Origin of the sequence: Kroppenstedtia sanguinis, assembly GCF_050433445.1 — a bacterium.
Taxonomy (GTDB): Bacteria; Bacillota; Bacilli; order Thermoactinomycetales; family DSM-45169; genus Kroppenstedtia; species Kroppenstedtia sanguinis.
Map to the genome: position 1 here is coordinate 38,744 of NZ_JBNPXF010000024.1, position 15,144 is coordinate 53,887.

The following is a 15,144-nucleotide window of genomic DNA, read 5'->3' on the forward strand; positions in this document are numbered from 1 at the left end:
CGGAGCATAGTGGAGCGGAGCTTAGTGAAGCTGATGGCGAAAGAAGATTTGAATCGTTCGGAGTCAGAGACTTTAATGGGGGCGATGATGGATGGGAAATTGCCGCCGGCGCAAGCGGCTGCCGTATTGACGGCTTTGCGGATCAAGGGCGAGACGGTGGAGGAGCTGGTAGGGCTGGCGATTTCCATGCGAGCCCGAGCACATCAACTTTCCATGGTCCCTCCCCAGGCGGTAGATACCTGCGGCACGGGGGGGGACGGGGGCAAAACCTTTAATATTTCCACTGCCGCTGCCATTGTGGCCGCCGCCGCGGGGGTGTCGGTAGCCAAACACGGAAATCGGGCGGTTTCCGGAAAGAGTGGCAGCGCTGACGTTTTGGAAGCTCTCGGCGTGGGGATTCAACTCTCGCCAGCAGAGGCGGAGCAGACATTGGCGGAGACCGGAATCTGTTTTTTGTTTGCCCCCTTGTTTCACAAGGCGCTGAAACAAGTGTCGCCGATTCGGAAGGAACTGGGTTTTCGTACTTGTTTCAACTTGGCTGGACCTCTGGCCAATCCGGCGGGGGTTCGGCGACAACTGGTGGGAGTGTTTGATCCAGGGTTGACGGAAACTTTGGCCCGGGTCCTCTTGTCTTTGGGAACGGAACGGGCCATGGTGGTTGCTGGCCTAGATGGAGTGGATGAGATTACACTGATGGAAGAAACCCAGGTCAGTGAAGTATGCGATGGTCACGTTCGCACCTATCGCGTTTCCCCAGAGGAACTAGGCTTGAAGCGGTGTTCTCCTGGGGCCTTGTCTGGGGGAGATGCCGTTGATAATGCCCGGATCATCCGCGACATTTTCCAGGGAAAGCCGGGCCCCTGCCGAGACGTGGTTCTGGCCAATACCGGGGCAGTACTCACCATTGCAGGTCTGGCAGGAGGGTTGCAAGAAGGCATCCAGCTCGCAAGGAAAACGGTGGACGAGGGACGGGCGTTGGCCAAGTTGGAGGAGATGGTGGTGGGGAGAGGAAAGGAGGTTTCCCATGTTTCTTGAAGAGATCGTAGATGGGAAGAAAAAGGAGATTGAGGAGCTGAAGGAACGTTTGGGGGAGAGGGAAGATCGAGAGGCCCGTCAGTCGCCACCGGTCCGGTCACTGGTGGCCGCTCTGGAGAAGAGGGCTTCCTCTCCGGGATTGATTGCCGAGGTGAAACCCGCTTCCCCTTCCAAAGGGGATATTCGTCCCGATGTGGATCCGGTGATGACAGCTCGAGAATATGAAGCCGGCGGGGCGGCGGCGGTTTCGGTGCTGACGGAAGCGACATATTTCAAAGGGAGTCTAACCTCTCTGACCCAGGTGAAAGAGAGGGTGGGGCTTCCTATTCTGCGCAAAGATTTTATCCTAGATCCTTTGCAATTGGTGGAGAGCCGTTTGGCAGGGTCGGATGCGGTACTGTTGATCGCTGCCCTGTTGTCTGGGGAAAAGATGGGAACCTTGGTCCAGGAGGCCCACGAACTGGGGTTGGAGGTGCTGGCTGAAGTTCACGGGGAAGATGAGCTGGAACGAACCTTGGCGGCGGGTCCCGATGTGCTGGGGATCAATAATCGGAATCTGCACACCTTTGAGACCGATCTGTCAGTGACGGAGAGGTTGCGAAACCGAATTCCCGCTGCGATTCCAGTGATTGGAGAGAGCGGTGTCCATTCACGGAGAGATTTTCAACGCTTGGCCCGGGCAGGAGTAGATGGGATTTTGGTAGGAGAATATCTGATGCGTCACGCTTCGCCCCGGGAAGCGGCAGAAAGTTTAACGACAGGGGTGCGAGCATGAGTCCCACTTTTGTCAAAGTGTGTGGGCTGCGCTCGCCAGAGGATGCCGAGAAGCTGGAGGGTCTCGATGTTACCGCCGCCGGGTTGATTTTCGTCCCAGGCCGCCATCGTCAGGTGACCCCTGAAGAGGGGGCGGCGATTGCGGCTCATCTTCCCCGGGGGGTGCTGAAGGCAGGGGTGTTTATCAATCCGACCCAGAAGGAGTTGTTGTCTGTACTGGATCAGGTTCCTCTGGATCTGATTCAGCTCCACGGGGAGGAGTCTCCGCAGTTTTGCGAGTGGCTGAAGGAGCAAGGGCAGGTCCACGTGGTGAAGGTGTTCCACATGGGGGAAAGCTTGCCTGTTTCTTGGGAGGAGTATGCTCCTTATATCGATGCGGTTCTATTGGATTCTTCCACAGGCCAAAAGCGGGGGGGAACGGGGAAGAGCTTCCCCTGGCAATGGATTCCGAATGAAAAAAAGCGTTGGCGGCGCTGGGAGCTTCCGGTTTGGGTGGCAGGCGGGCTCTCTCCTGACAATGTGGAGAGGCTGTTGCAGGAGTATGCTCCCGACGGCGTGGATGTTTCCGGTGGGGTGGAGATGAAGGGTGGGAAAGATCGGAATAAAATCAGTCAGTTCGTGGAGAGGGTGAGGCAGTATGACCGTCAAAACCATTAAATCTCGATCGGCGGATTCTTTGGGCCGGTTTGGCAAGTTCGGGGGGCGCTTTGTCCCTGAGACGCTGATGACGGCACTGACCGAATTGGAGGCCGGATTCCGGTCTGCTCAGGCGGATGCCGAGTTCCAAGAGGAGTTGAAAAGGCTCCTGCAGGAGTACTCCGGACGGCCAACCCCGCTGACTTTGGCACAGGGACTAACAGAGTGGGCGGGTGGGGCCCGCATCTACCTGAAGCGGGAAGATCTGAACCACACCGGGGCCCATAAGATCAACAACACCTTGGGACAAGGGTTGCTAGCCAGGCGGATGGGGAAGCGAAGGCTGATTGCAGAGACTGGTGCCGGTCAGCATGGTGTAGCTTCAGCTACGGTAGCGGCTCTCCTGGGGATGGAGTGTAAAGTGTTCATGGGAGAGGAGGATGTTCGCCGGCAGCAACTGAATGTGTTTCGGATGGAGCTGTTGGGGGCGGAGGTGATCCCGGTGACCTCAGGTACCCGCACCCTGAAAGATGCGACCAATGAAGCGATCCGCCATTGGGTCTCCCACGTAGAGGATACCTTCTACTTGATCGGATCGGTGGTAGGTCCCCACCCCTATCCGGAGATGGTGCGTCATTTTCAACGGGTGATCGGGGATGAAACCCGAAGTCAGGTGCTGGAAAAGGAAGGGCGTCTTCCTGATGAGGTGGTGGCCTGCGTCGGAGGGGGTTCCAATGCGATCGGGATGTTTACCGCCTTTCTGGAAGATCCTTCAGTTCATCTACACGGTGTGGAGGCAGCAGGGGAGGGGATTTCCAGCCATCGTCATGCAGCCTCGCTGACGATGGGGTCGCCGGGGGTGATTCACGGTGCCCTCACCTACCTGCTACAGGATGAACATGGCCAGATCCTGCCCGCCCATTCAATCTCCGCGGGGCTGGATTATCCGGGAGTGGGGCCGGAACATGCTGATTTGAAGGAAAAGGGGCGTGTTCGTTACACGACGGCGGAGGATGGAGAAGCCTTGGAAGCGGTCCGCCTGCTCTCCCGGAAGGAAGGAATTTTACCGGCCCTGGAATCGGCTCATGCGGTAGCCGAAGCGATCAAGCTGGCACAGCAGGGGGATCCCGATTCCTTAGTGGTGATCTGCTTGTCGGGACGGGGCGACAAGGATGTGGATTCAATTCGGCAAGGTCTGGAGGGATTGTGATGAGAATTGAAGCAGCTTTTAAAAGCGAGGAACGGCTTCCGCTGATCCCCTTTATTACGGCGGGGGATCCCTCCTTGGAGGTGACGCTGGATGTGATCCGATTGTTGGATAAAGAAAAGGTGACCGCTATCGAGTTGGGAGTGCCTTATTCCGATCCACTGGCCGACGGCCCGGTGATCCAGTCCGCTTCAGAACGTGCCTTGTCACAAGGGGTGACACTGACCCGGGTGCTGGAATTAGCCCGCACAGCCCGGGAAATGGGGGTGACAACGCCTCTGGTTCTTTTTTCTTATTACAATCCCATCTTCCGCTTCGGTGAGGAGGCATTGGTGGATAGGGCCTACTTTTCGGGTCTGAACGGCATGATCATCCCGGATCTCCCTTGGGAGGAAGGGCGCAGGTTTTCCCAACTGGCCGGCGAGAGGGGGATGGATCTGATTCCGCTGGTGGCCCCGACTTCTCAGGAGCGAATCCGCCGCATTGTCTCTGATGCCCGAGGGTTTGTCTACTGTGTCTCCTCCATGGGAACCACGGGGATGCGGCAACACTTTTCTGCGGGGGTGGAGTCGTTCCTGGATGCGGTACGGGAATACAGTCCCGTGCCGACCGCAGTGGGATTTGGGATCTCCCGTTCCGAGCAGGTCCGACATTTCCTCCATCATGCGGATGCAGCTGTGGTGGGAAGTGCTTTGGTCCGGCTCATCGCAGCTAAAGGGGATCGATTGCAGGATTGCAATCGCAAGGCGCAGGCTGTGGCTGAGATCCGAGAGTCGATCCGGGATTTGGCCGCATTTCCACTTCCATCCCCTAAAGGTTAAATCATTTCCATCCCGTGCACATCGGGCACGGGATTTTTCTTTGTCTCGCAGTATTGTAAGATAGAAAGAAAAAGAATGGAGAGAGGAATCTAGATGGAAGGAAAAGATGCCCTGCGGGGCCTGCCGGTGTACCAACCGGGAAAGTCACTGGAAGAAGTGAAACGGGAATTGGGGCTGTCTGAGGTGGTGAAGTTGGCCTCTAATGAAAACCCCTTTGGATGCTCACCCCAGGTGTGGGAAGCGTTGCAAGAGGAGAAGTTCCATACTCCCTTGTATCCGGAAGCAGAGGCGCCGCAATTGCGGGCGGAGTTGGCTCAATCTCTTGGAGTGGCTCCACAGCGGCTGGTTTTTGGGAACGGCTCTGATGAGATTGTGCAGATGATCGCTAGGGCTTATCTGGATCAAGGGGATGAAGCAATCATGGCTGATGTCACCTTCCCCAGATATAAAACCCAGACGGTCATCGAAGGGGGAGTTCCAGTGGAGGTCCCCTTGAAAGAAGGGAGGCACAATCTGGATAGGATGGCCGCTGCGGTGACGGAAAGGACCCGACTGATTTGGATCTGCAATCCGAATAATCCAACGGGAACGATGGTTTCCGGAGCGGAATTGGAGGCATTTCTGGAGCGGTTGCCGGAACATGTGCTGGTGGTCGTGGATGAGGCCTATTTTGAGTATGTGGAGGATCCTTCTTATCCAGATTCCTTATCATTGTTGACACGAGATCCCCGATTGTTGGTGTTGCGTACTTTTTCCAAAATCTATGGTCTGGCTGCCTTTCGAATCGGCTATGGTGTCACTTCGGAGGGGATCGTAGGCGAGCTGAACAAAGTGAGGGAACCCTTTAACACCAACCGGATCGCCCAGCGGGCCGCTAGGGCAGCACTCGCTGATCAGGAGTTTATCCAACGCTGTCAAAAGGCCAACCGGGAGGGAATCGAGCAAATACAAGCTCAGCTGGTGGAGTGGGGTCTGTCCGCTTTTCCCACCCAGGGGAATTTTCTGTTGATCGACACGGGGCGGTCTGGCGACGAGGTGTATCAGTCTCTCCTCAAGCAAGGGATTATCGTTCGAGCGGGGGTAGCTCCGGGCTATCCGACGTACATTCGGGTGACGATTGGAAATGAAGAGCAGAACCGGCTGTTTTTGAAGGGATTGGCTGCCTGTCTGGAAAAACCCTTCGATGAACGGGGATGACAAGATGAAAAAAGCGGCGGTGTTGGGAATCGGCTTGATCGGGGGCTCCTTGGCTCTCTGTTTGAAGGAACGGACCCCGCTGGCAGTCCACGGATTTGACGCATCAGAAGAATCCGTCGCGCTGGCGAAAGCAGCGGGGGTGATTGATGAAGGGCACAGGCATCTGGAATCGGCAGTGGCGGATGCGGATGTGATCTTTCTCGCCGTTCCGGTGGGGTTTACCCCCCGCCTATTGAAACAGTTGGTGGATCTGCCGCTCAAGCGGGGTTGCATTATCACCGATGTGGGCAGTACCAAGGGAGAGATCGTTCGCTATGCTGTTGGATTGAACCACCTTGGGGGCATTTTCATCGGAGGTCACCCAATGGCCGGGTCTCACCGTTCCGGAGTGCAGGCGGCACAGTCGCTCTTATTTGAAAACGCCTATTATGTGTTGACTCCGTTACCGGAGACTCCCTTGCCGGAAGTGCAACGCCTCAGCCGGCTGTTGGAGCAGGCCACCCGGGCCCGGCTGGTGATTATGAACCCGGAACATCATGATCGGGTGGTGGGGGCGATCAGCCACCTTCCCCATATCGTGGCGGCTTCTCTGGTAAATCAGGTAGCAGACTATAATGCCTCCAACGAATGGTTTCATCGTCTGGCTGCCGGTGGTTTTCGGGATTTAACCCGTGTAGCCGCCAGCCATCCCGTGATGTGGCGGGACATTCTGCTGAGTAACCGGGAGAGTGTGCTGGCACTGTTGGAGGACTGGACTCGGGAGATGGAAGGAATCCGAAGAGCTGTCCAGGATCAAGATGCCCAGGCGATCGAAGCTTTTTTCCGCAAGGCGAAGGAGTCCCGGGAAGGGCTTCCTGAAGGACGCAGAGGGGCGCTCCCACCCCATTACGAATGTACTGTGGATGTGCCGGACACTCCCGGCGAAATCGCCCAGGTGGCTTATCTGTTGGCGGAGAAGGGAATCAATCTCCGGAATATCGGAGTGATCGAAAATCGTGAAGATCGAGCAGGAGTGCTTCGTCTGGTCTTTGACAACGAAGAGGAACTGACAAAGGCGGTGGTATGTCTGAAGGAGACTAGTTACCAGGTGTTTGATCCGAATGTGGATTAGAGGGAGGCGTGGCTATGGAAGTGTTACAGATTGAAGAACGAAGGGATCTCCGGGGGGAAGTCCGGGTTCCGGGGGATAAATCAATTTCCCACCGGGCGGTGATGTTTGGGGCTATCGCGGAAGGGAGAAGCCGGGTGGAGGGTTTTCTCCCTGGGAAGGACTGTCTCAGTACTATCGAATGTTTTCGCCGAATGGGGGTGAACATCCATCGCAAAGGTCCCACGTCGCTCATCGTGGAGGGACGGGGCTGGGAAGGACTACAGGAGCCGAAGACGGTATTGGACGTAGGGAATTCGGGAACGACGATCCGTCTGATGCTGGGAGTGTTGGCAGGGCGTCCTTTCCATGCTACGGTGTTGGGAGATGAATCGATCGGACGCCGCCCGATGAATCGGGTGGTGGAGCCCCTTCGGCTGATGGGGGCCCAGGTGGACGGTCGTTCCCAAGGTTCATTTACTCCGCTGTCTGTACGGGGAGGAAATCTCACGGGGATGATTCACCGCAGTCGGGTGGCCAGCGCCCAGGTCAAGTCTTCGCTTCTGTTAGCGGGGCTGCAGGGGAAAGGGGTGACCCGGGTGGAGGAGCCAGCCTTGTCCCGAGATCACACAGAACGGATGCTGGGGGCTTTTGGAGTCAAAGTGGATCGAGATTCCCCTCGTAGCGTATCTGTTGCGGGGGGACAAGTCTTGCAGGCTCGGGATGTCCGGGTTCCAGGAGATATTTCGTCAGCGGCATTTCTGCTGGTGGCGGCCCTACTCGTTCCAGGAAGTCGGCTGACGATCCGGGGCGTGGGTCTTAATCCCACCCGGACGGGTATTTTAGATGTACTCCGACGGATGGGTGGTGAGCTGGAGATCCACCCAACTGGGGAATGGAATGGAGAGCCTGTGGGAGATATCACAGTTTCCCACAGTTCCTTGACGGCAGTAGAGATCGGAGGAGAGTTGATTCCCCGTCTGATCGATGAGATCCCGGTATTGGCAGTGGCTGCCACCCAGGCAGCCGGTCATACCGTTATCCGGGATGCGGCGGAGCTGAAGGTGAAGGAGACGAATCGAATCGCTGCCACAGCTCAGGAACTGCGAAAGTTGGGGGCACGGGTGGAGGAGACAGAGGACGGTCTAGTGATCGAAGGGAAAACTCCGTTGACCGGAGGCCCTTGTGACAGTCACGGGGATCATCGGATCGGGATGGCCATGGCGGTGGCGGGATTGCTAGCCACAGGGAGGACCACGGTGACCCAGGCTGAGGCCATCGGCATCTCTTTTCCAGGATTTTCAACTCTGCTGGAGGAACTATAAAGAGACACCCCAATCTGAAAATTTGCAATTACCTGTTGACGGCCCCGCTTCGCTTATTTATACTATACATATAGTATGGTTTCTCTCCACTCCTATCCATATGAATCGTCCGCAACTTGGGCGGTTCTTTTTTTGTCCAACCTGTCATAAGCGTAGAAACAGGAGGGGAGAGCGATGAAAGGAAGAGCGGGTGCACTGGCGGTGGAAATGATTTTTGTGCTCGTCTCGGTGATCCTATTGAAAGAGTGGGTGTTCCCTTTTTTCATCAGTCAGTGGTTCCCCCAGGCGGACATCGCATCACAGATGTTGGAGTGGATTCTGCTCGTGATCGGGGTGATCACCTGTTTTATATATGTGGGTTTGGGATCTTCCGCCTGGAATCACCATGGTCTGAAAGCAGGATCTTCCCTGGGGGTTTTCCTGATGATTCATCTTCCTTTGTTAGTTCCCATCGTTGGGTCGGAAGTTCCCGGGATGGCGTTTACCGATGCCTGGAGTGGGTTGATCGGGGATGGTCTCCGTCTGTTCCATCCTGCCCGCTGGACTTTTCACCCTGTAACCCTGGGGGGAATCGCCTGTCTGTTGTTTCTCTTGGGAAGGAAGATCCGGGTGACGGAGAGGAAGCCTGGGAGATCTCAACAGATGAATTCTGGCAGAAAGGTGTGGGAGAAGCCGTGACTCTCATTTAAATATAAAATGGAGGGTGTCGATTTGTCCTATTTGGGTTTCTCACCCATTGGTACCAATTTCGCTAGGGTCACTTCCGCTATGGGGCTATGTTTGCCTCATCCCCTGCTGGTGGGTTGGACTCGCATGAAAAATACGTATTCGCCGGTCCCCCTCTCCCTCCCTTCACATCGTCACTGAATGACCGGACTCTCTCTCAAATCAGGAGCCGAGTCCGGAGGGGAACAATTGCAACCCAAGGATCTTTCCTGTAAAGCCTTTTTCACAACGTTTCTAGGAAGCATTGTGAAAAAGGCTTTATGTTCACAGGGAGTTGCGCCTAGGGTTGTTTCGCTCCTCCAAGTGATGCAGGTAGGGCGGGGTTTCACATGGAGTAACTTGGGTAAAACCCCATTTCAAGATCGATCTAGATCGCCACCTATCTAGACGACTTCTCCTATGACTTCCTGCGCCAAAGCAGTTGCTTTCATCTGCCCTCTTGTGATGAAGATATGGGGCCGAGGTTGAGGCTTTTTTTTATGGAGACTTTTGAAAATTGTAAACAAGTTTGTATAACAAACCTCAGTCTAAAGACATGACAGATTCCCCAGGAACCTGTGCTCTACTGAGAAAGGGGATCCCTTGGAAATGTATGATCAGGGCGCCAAACAGGTAATCTAAGCATAGGAAAAAGTTACAATACCAAAGGAGTTCTCCAGATGAATTTTGCGGATTTGCTCACCTATGCGGATATCGATCATCTGAAACGGATGGCTTCCCACTATGGATGTGAGCAGGAGAATCATTCGAAAAACGGTTTGATCACGTCTCTTTTATACCACCTTGGAGGCTCTTCCCGCTTACGGGGAGAGTTGGATTCACTGACTCCTGCCCAGTTCCGCTTTTTGCAGCTGCTCTGTTTTGATAGCCGCAAGCTGTTCAGCAGGGAGGATCTCTTGGGAAAGGGGCGGGCTGCAGTCGATGAGGGGGAGGAGTCACCTCGGGATCTGTGGATTCTCGGTTTGCGCAAAGGGTGGATTTTTCCCGGTGTTACCGGGCGCAATCGCATGTTGTTCGAAGTTCCAGAAGATCTGCGCCAACGGTATCTCCGCCTTTTTGCAGAAATGTATCGGGGACAGGAAGAGACATGTGAACCGGCGGTATATCGGGATGAAGAAGGGCTGTTGGTAGAGGATCTTCACAGTTTTCTTTGGTTTTTGGCGCGACAGGAGGTCCGACTGACCCAGGATGGGGCGATTTATCGACAACAACAGCGACAAATCCTGAAAACCTTCCATGTGGAGGAAGAGCTGGTGGAAGGAAGGGGGTGGAGGTTTGGATTTGGTCGTCGGTATCACCAATATCCCGACCGATTCTCCCTTTTGTATGACTACGCCTATTACAAGGGATATATCTTGGAGGATGAGACGATGGGTGTGCTCCGTTTAAGTGAATTGGGAATGGGGAAGATCCATAATCACCCCCTAGCGGGGGAGGAAGGGAGGGAAATGTATCGCTTCTGGCTTCGCCTGTACCGGAAACCGATCCCGCGAATTGCCGTCATTGTCAAGTGGATCGACCTATTGGCTCAGGGAGGTTGGTATCGATCCCAAGAGGTGAAAAAAGTGGTGGGGGATTGGTTGAACACTTATTATTATGAGACAGGAGAGAGCTTATTTAAACGAATCTTGCAACTGATGTTGCATCTGGGATTGGTCCGAATCGGGGAGATGTCTTCCGGAGAGCAGGTGTTGCAGATGAATGTTACCGGACACCGATGGGTTTCGGGAGTCTCCGGATTTGTCGATCAGGAGCTGGAGGCAAAGTTTTTAGAAGTTCAAACCTAGGGGCAAAATAGTCCATGTAGGAGGAAATGTCGATCAGTTTGTGGAATAAAGACAAAAGCCACTCACATAGTATTCAGATACCACAACTATCATCTTCGTATTTAATCCTATCCTGAATGGGGGGATGGAGATGGGCGAATGTGTAACGGTCTCGGAAAAGAAAGAGTTTATCCAGTGGTTTTTGAGCTGTTATGAATTGCAAAAACGGGAAGCGGCCTGGTTATTGAATTATCTTTGCTCCGAAGATCAGCTTCTCAAACGAACCCATTTTGTGGATAGTCTGTGCCATTTGCCGAAGACACTCCTGATTTCCACTCGTTGCATACGAATGACCCCCTTTAAGTTCATGAAAAATCAACGGGTGAGTGCAGATGTGGAGTCGGCGTTTTACGATCTCCGTACAAACAAAACTGAGGATCTCTATGTTAGTCTTTGTTTCAAAGATCAAGCTACCTGTCCGGAATATGCCGCCGTATTGGAGGGTAATCCGATGGAGAGACAAGACCTTGTACAGGATATCCTATTCGGTCTGATGGCGGAGATGATCCTCGATGAATCGGTCAGGGAGTTTAGAAAAAAGGATCTGTACCAGCGGATCGATGAAGCGTTGGAGGCAGGGGACGAAGAGCAATTCTTACAATTAACCGAACAATGGTTAAAAATCGTGGAAAAGGAAAGATAACTCCTATATAATGTCCGGCAGATGCCGGGCTTTTCATTGTTTAAATTTAATCAGGGAGGGGTGGCGATGCGGCTATCCAGCCTGGATCATGAAGATTGGATCCGGTGGGCCCCTTATGTAGACACACTCCTTCTACCGCTTTACCGGGTCCGGTTCACAGGAAAAGAACCCGATTTACTAGAAGAAGCGGGACGGGTTCGGAAGGTGGCCGCCCAGGTGGAAAGGGAATTGACCGGACGATTGCTGTTGTTGCCGGCAATTCCATATACCACGGCGGATCCTGGTTTATTGCTTCGGTACGTGGAGCGTGTGACGGAGGAAGTGAAAGGGGATTTCCGTCATTTCTTTTTGCTCGCTCCGGAAGCCTACCGCACTTGGCTCGATTCTGAAACCGAAGGGGAGTGGGAAGGGTTGTTCCTCTCTGGGGAAACGGAGTTGGAGCCGGAGGAACTGGCTATGAAAATGAGCGATGAGATTGTGACACGTTGGAATGAAAACTCACAGGAATGATCTGAAGGATTTCAGGAAAAAGTAGTATCGATCCCTTGATTCCGGCCTGTCCTTGACATTGCTCAAACGGGTTGGCTATCATGGTTATGTCCTAGTAATCCATAGGTTCCGGTCCGGTTGGACGTTATGCCGTATAGAGGGAGGTCGGAAGAGTCGTGAGCGAAAAGAAGAGCAAGCAACAAAAGCCGGACGAGCAAAAGCCGGGGATGTCACGCCGACGGTTTTTGACTTACACGATTGCGAGTACCGGCGGTTTTCTCGCTTCCGGTGTACTGTTCCCGATGATTCGCTTTGCTGTGGATCCGCTTCTGCAAAAAGGGACGGATACGAAGTATGTGGATGTTGGGCCGGTGGATGAGTTTAGCAACAGACCGAAATCAGTGGAATTTCGCATCAAGCAGAAAGATGGCTGGTACATGAAAGAGGGCGGGGAAAAAGCGACGGCCTGGGTGGCAAAACACGGTGCAGAGATCTTAGCCCTCTCTCCGGTCTGCAAGCATTTGGGGTGCACGGTGAAGTGGGAAGGCGGAGGACATATGAACCAATTTTATTGCCCTTGCCACGGTGGTCTTTACACCAAAGACGGGGTGAATGTTCCCGGAACACCTCCCAATGAACCCCTGGATACTTACGCCTACAAAGTGGAAAACGGAAGGCTTCTTCTGGGGCCCATTACTAAGCGGGGAGGTGCCTGATTATGCTGAAAGCAGCATATGAGTGGTTAGACAAACGACTGGACATCACCCCGATGTGGCGAGATATTGCAGATCATGAGGTTCCGGAACATGTGAACCCGGCTCATCACTTCTCGGCATTTATCTACTGCTTTGGCGGGTTGACCTTTTTTATTGTGGTGATTCAAATTTTGTCTGGAATGTTCCTGACGATGTACTATGTTCCGGACATTGAGAACGCCTGGAAAAGTGTCGATTATCTCCAAAACGAGATTGCATTTGGCCAGATTGTTCGCGGAATGCACCACTGGGGTGCCAGTGTTTCCATCGTGATGTTGTTCCTGCATACCTTGCGGGTGTTCTTTACGGGTGCCTACAAACATCCCCGTGAATTCAACTGGCTGATCGGCCTCGGTTTGTTCGGGGTGGTAGTAGGTCTCGGATTTACGGGCTATCTTCTGCCTTGGGATAACAAAGCTTACTTCGCCACCAAGGTAGGGATTGAAATCGCAGCCAGCGTTCCTTTTATCGGGGACGCCATCGCCACATTCCTGCAGGGGGGAGAGATCGTCGGAGCTCAGACTCTGGCCCGCTTTTTTGCCTTACACGTCTTCTTCCTCCCCGCCGCTCTGTTGGGCCTGATGGCTGCCCACTTCATCCTGATTCGGAGACAAGGGATTTCGGGGCCGCTATAAGCCGAAGGTAAGGGGGGATAACATATGGCACAAAAGGACGATAACGGTAAAGTACATTACGTCGGTGATTCACGGGTCCGAGTCCGGGAGGAGAAACTGCTTCCCAAAGACTACTCCGAGTTTCCCGGCAAAACAGAGGCTTTCTTTCCGAACTTCCTCTTGAAGGAATGGATGGTGGGAGTCGTCGTCTTGATTGGATTCTTGGCCCTGGTTATGGCGGAAGAACCGCCGTTGGGCGATCAGGCCGATCCAACCAACACCGGCTTCCTCCCGATACCCGATTGGTACTTTCTATTCCTGTATGAATTGTTGAAATTTAAGTGGGCATCCGGTCCCTTTGTCGTCCTGGGAACAGTGGTGATCCCGGGCTTGATGGTTGGAGGATTGGTTCTTGCCCCTTGGTTGGACCGTGGAAAGGATCGTCGCCCTATGAAACGGCCTGCCACGACAGGGATCGCTATCTTGGCACTGGTTGCGATTGTGGTCTTGACTTGGGTAGCCTGGGATGAACACGAAAAGCAATTGGCAGCTCAGCCGAAAGGTTCCAGTGAGAATGCTAAAATCGTGGATCCACAGGATCCTGCCTATGAAATTTACAAGAACAATGCTTGTGTCAACTGTCACGGACAGAAGCTGGAGGGTCTGCAAGGTCCTGCTCTGACAGGAATCGGAGGAGCTTATACTCCGGAGCAGATCATGGATATCATGGATGAGGGGAAAGGCCAGATGCCGGCTGGGATGTTCCAAGGAAATGAACAGGAAAAACGACAACTGGCTGAATGGCTGGCTGACCAGTACCCACCCAAAGAGAAAGACGAACAATAAGGGGAATCTCCCCCATGAAGACCTGACCCCGGCGTGGGTCAGGTCTTTTTATCCACCTGGATTGGAGGGAATTATTTGCGTAATCGATGGTGGTGGGAATGGTTTATCCATCAACTGGATCGGCGTTGGTTTCTGGGCACCCTCTTGGCAGTCAATTTTCTCGGCTCGATTTACGGGTACTATTGGTACAAAAATCAATTGGCAGCCACGCCTGTTTACTGGCTCCCCTTTGTGCCTGACAGTCCCACGGCGAGTGCAGCTTTCACTTTGGTTCTGCTCTTCTATCTTTTCAACAGGCGGAGCCCCTTCTGGGAAGCTTTTGCCGGTGTCACCCTGTTTAAGTATGGGATCTGGGCAGTGGCCATGATCTGGGCTGGGGCGGCTTTGTCGGATCAACCCTTTTTTGAATCCTTGGTGTGGACGGACTGGATGTTGATGGCTTCCCATTTGGGAATGGCCTTGGAAGGTGTACTCTACAGCCGCTTTTTTACTTTCCGCCGGAGGGAGATTCTCTGGGTTGGAGCATGGATCTTATTGAATGATATCTTGGATTACAGTGTAGGCATCCATCCCTGGCTCCCCTTGTCCATGGCGGGAACCGAGTCTGTCGTGGCAGGATTCACCCTCAGCCTGAGTCTGATCAGTCTGCTGCTATTCATCTGGCTGGTTTTCCCGCCCAGACCGGAACGTAAAGCAGAGCTTCCGCTCTGGTTCAAGAGAAAATAAGAGGGTTTTGGCCGGCAACCGGGGAGGTGTTGGCCTGATTTCAAGGGTTGCAGGAGTCGATGGATTCTTCCGATTAGCTTGGCCTGCTGCTCGGGATAAAGGTTTAGATATCACGGTTAACGACGGCTGAAGAAACAGTCGTCTTTTTTGGACAAGGGAAAAAGTGTCCGATGGGTAGAGACAATAGAAAATTGAATAATATTTTTCAATTGGATGGAAAAATTCTCGATTTCGTCTAAATAATCAGGCAGAGGAAACTGTCCGTAACAATAGCTGGGGCTGTGGTTACGGTGATGAACGGAACGGAATCGGATTTTTTGTGACCTGGTATTATCCCCTTGAGGTAGACAGTGAAAAAAGTCCATCTGGTAAGATGGACAAAAGCACTGAACTGCCGGAGGGGATTTTCTTATGGCGAAAAAAGGGCAAACATTCAA

General features: G+C 53.5%; 16 protein-coding genes. All 16 read left to right on the top strand.

All coding sequences use genetic code 11. From position 1 onward, the window contains the following. Positions 1-9 precede the first annotated feature (9 nt). The 16 genes from trpD to JOD24_RS13450 all read left to right on the top strand — a co-directional run bounded on the left by trpD (position 10) and on the right by JOD24_RS13450 (position 14,707). On the top strand, positions 10-1,035 hold the full coding sequence (gene trpD / locus JOD24_RS13375) for an anthranilate phosphoribosyltransferase (protein ID WP_429247077.1): 1,026 nt from the start codon (positions 10-12) through the stop codon (positions 1,033-1,035). Continuing rightward, the gene (trpC, locus tag JOD24_RS13380) at positions 1,025-1,810 is read left to right on the top strand and encodes an indole-3-glycerol phosphate synthase TrpC (protein WP_429247078.1); all 786 of its coding nucleotides are present in this window, start codon (positions 1,025-1,027) and stop codon (positions 1,808-1,810) included. Before trpD ends, trpC begins: the two co-directional genes overlap by 11 nt. Beyond that, positions 1,807-2,466: a phosphoribosylanthranilate isomerase gene (locus tag JOD24_RS13385; RefSeq protein WP_380166022.1), complete on the top strand. Its 660-nt coding sequence runs from the start codon at positions 1,807-1,809 to the stop codon at positions 2,464-2,466. The genes trpC and JOD24_RS13385 overlap by 4 nt, the downstream gene beginning before the upstream one ends. Further along, positions 2,447-3,655 (top strand): tryptophan synthase subunit beta, encoded by a 1,209-nt coding sequence (trpB, locus tag JOD24_RS13390; protein ID WP_380166020.1) that lies wholly within the window; start codon positions 2,447-2,449, stop codon positions 3,653-3,655. The genes JOD24_RS13385 and trpB overlap by 20 nt, the downstream gene beginning before the upstream one ends. Continuing rightward, positions 3,655-4,473 (top strand): tryptophan synthase subunit alpha, encoded by an 819-nt coding sequence (trpA, locus tag JOD24_RS13395; protein WP_429247079.1) that lies wholly within the window; start codon positions 3,655-3,657, stop codon positions 4,471-4,473. Before trpB ends, trpA begins: the two co-directional genes overlap by 1 nt. Positions 4,474-4,566: 93 nt before the next feature. Next, positions 4,567-5,670, top strand: a complete 1,104-nt coding sequence (gene hisC, locus JOD24_RS13400; RefSeq protein ID WP_429247080.1) for a histidinol-phosphate transaminase — start codon at positions 4,567-4,569, stop codon at positions 5,668-5,670. A 4-nt stretch (positions 5,671-5,674) separates the two neighbouring features. Beyond that, on the top strand, positions 5,675-6,781 hold the full coding sequence (locus JOD24_RS13405; protein ID WP_429247081.1) for a prephenate dehydrogenase: 1,107 nt from the start codon (positions 5,675-5,677) through the stop codon (positions 6,779-6,781). 20 nt (positions 6,782-6,801) lie between these two features. Further along, positions 6,802-8,082, top strand: a complete 1,281-nt coding sequence (gene aroA / locus JOD24_RS13410) for a 3-phosphoshikimate 1-carboxyvinyltransferase (protein ID WP_380166178.1) — start codon at positions 6,802-6,804, stop codon at positions 8,080-8,082. Between the two features lie 174 nt (positions 8,083-8,256). Continuing rightward, complete coding sequence (locus tag JOD24_RS13415) at positions 8,257-8,760, top strand: hypothetical protein (protein ID WP_380163100.1); 504 nt, start codon at positions 8,257-8,259, stop codon at positions 8,758-8,760. A 707-nt stretch (positions 8,761-9,467) separates the two neighbouring features. Next, positions 9,468-10,595, top strand: a complete 1,128-nt coding sequence (locus JOD24_RS13420; protein WP_429247082.1) for a hypothetical protein — start codon at positions 9,468-9,470, stop codon at positions 10,593-10,595. A gap of 130 nt (positions 10,596-10,725) precedes the next feature. Further along, positions 10,726-11,277, top strand: a complete 552-nt coding sequence (locus JOD24_RS13425; protein WP_429247083.1) for a ReoY family proteolytic degradation factor — start codon at positions 10,726-10,728, stop codon at positions 11,275-11,277. A 66-nt stretch (positions 11,278-11,343) separates the two neighbouring features. Then, positions 11,344-11,787, top strand: a complete 444-nt coding sequence (locus tag JOD24_RS13430; protein WP_380163103.1) for a DUF2487 family protein — start codon at positions 11,344-11,346, stop codon at positions 11,785-11,787. 206 nt (positions 11,788-11,993) lie between these two features. Continuing rightward, positions 11,994-12,482, top strand: a complete 489-nt coding sequence (locus tag JOD24_RS13435) for a Rieske (2Fe-2S) protein (protein WP_380163327.1) — start codon at positions 11,994-11,996, stop codon at positions 12,480-12,482. 2 nt (positions 12,483-12,484) lie between these two features. Continuing rightward, positions 12,485-13,156, top strand: coding sequence for a menaquinol-cytochrome c reductase cytochrome b subunit (gene qcrB, locus JOD24_RS13440; protein WP_380163104.1), 672 nt, complete (start codon positions 12,485-12,487; stop codon positions 13,154-13,156). A gap of 24 nt (positions 13,157-13,180) precedes the next feature. Beyond that, positions 13,181-13,981 carry a menaquinol-cytochrome c reductase cytochrome b/c subunit gene (locus JOD24_RS13445; protein WP_380163105.1) on the top strand — a complete coding sequence of 267 codons (801 nt, stop codon included), beginning with the start codon at positions 13,181-13,183 and terminating at the stop codon, positions 13,979-13,981. Between the two features lie 75 nt (positions 13,982-14,056). Continuing rightward, entirely contained in the window at positions 14,057-14,707 is a 651-nt protein-coding gene (locus JOD24_RS13450; RefSeq protein ID WP_380163106.1) for a DUF1405 domain-containing protein, read from the top strand. Positions 14,708-15,144: the final 437 nt, after the last annotated feature.

Bases quoted from the DNA above. Each gene is read 5' to 3' on its own strand.
- hisC (WP_429247080.1), top strand. From the start codon at position 4,567: ATGGAAGGAAAAGATGCCCTGCGGGGCCTGCCGGTGTACCAACCGGGA.
- trpA (WP_429247079.1), top strand. From the start codon at position 3,655: ATGAGAATTGAAGCAGCTTTTAAAAGCGAGGAACGGCTTCCGCTGATC.
- JOD24_RS13435 (WP_380163327.1), top strand. From the start codon at position 11,994: ATGTCACGCCGACGGTTTTTGACTTACACGATTGCGAGTACCGGCGGT.
- qcrB (WP_380163104.1), top strand. From the start codon at position 12,485: ATGCTGAAAGCAGCATATGAGTGGTTAGACAAACGACTGGACATCACC.
- trpC (WP_429247078.1), top strand. From the start codon at position 1,025: ATGTTTCTTGAAGAGATCGTAGATGGGAAGAAAAAGGAGATTGAGGAG.
- JOD24_RS13425 (WP_429247083.1), top strand. From the start codon at position 10,726: ATGGGCGAATGTGTAACGGTCTCGGAAAAGAAAGAGTTTATCCAGTGG.
- JOD24_RS13430 (WP_380163103.1), top strand. From the start codon at position 11,344: ATGCGGCTATCCAGCCTGGATCATGAAGATTGGATCCGGTGGGCCCCT.
- JOD24_RS13385 (WP_380166022.1), top strand. From the start codon at position 1,807: ATGAGTCCCACTTTTGTCAAAGTGTGTGGGCTGCGCTCGCCAGAGGAT.
- JOD24_RS13420 (WP_429247082.1), top strand. From the start codon at position 9,468: ATGAATTTTGCGGATTTGCTCACCTATGCGGATATCGATCATCTGAAA.
- JOD24_RS13445 (WP_380163105.1), top strand. From the start codon at position 13,181: ATGGCACAAAAGGACGATAACGGTAAAGTACATTACGTCGGTGATTCA.
- JOD24_RS13415 (WP_380163100.1), top strand. From the start codon at position 8,257: ATGAAAGGAAGAGCGGGTGCACTGGCGGTGGAAATGATTTTTGTGCTC.
- JOD24_RS13405 (WP_429247081.1), top strand. From the start codon at position 5,675: ATGAAAAAAGCGGCGGTGTTGGGAATCGGCTTGATCGGGGGCTCCTTG.
- trpB (WP_380166020.1), top strand. From the start codon at position 2,447: ATGACCGTCAAAACCATTAAATCTCGATCGGCGGATTCTTTGGGCCGG.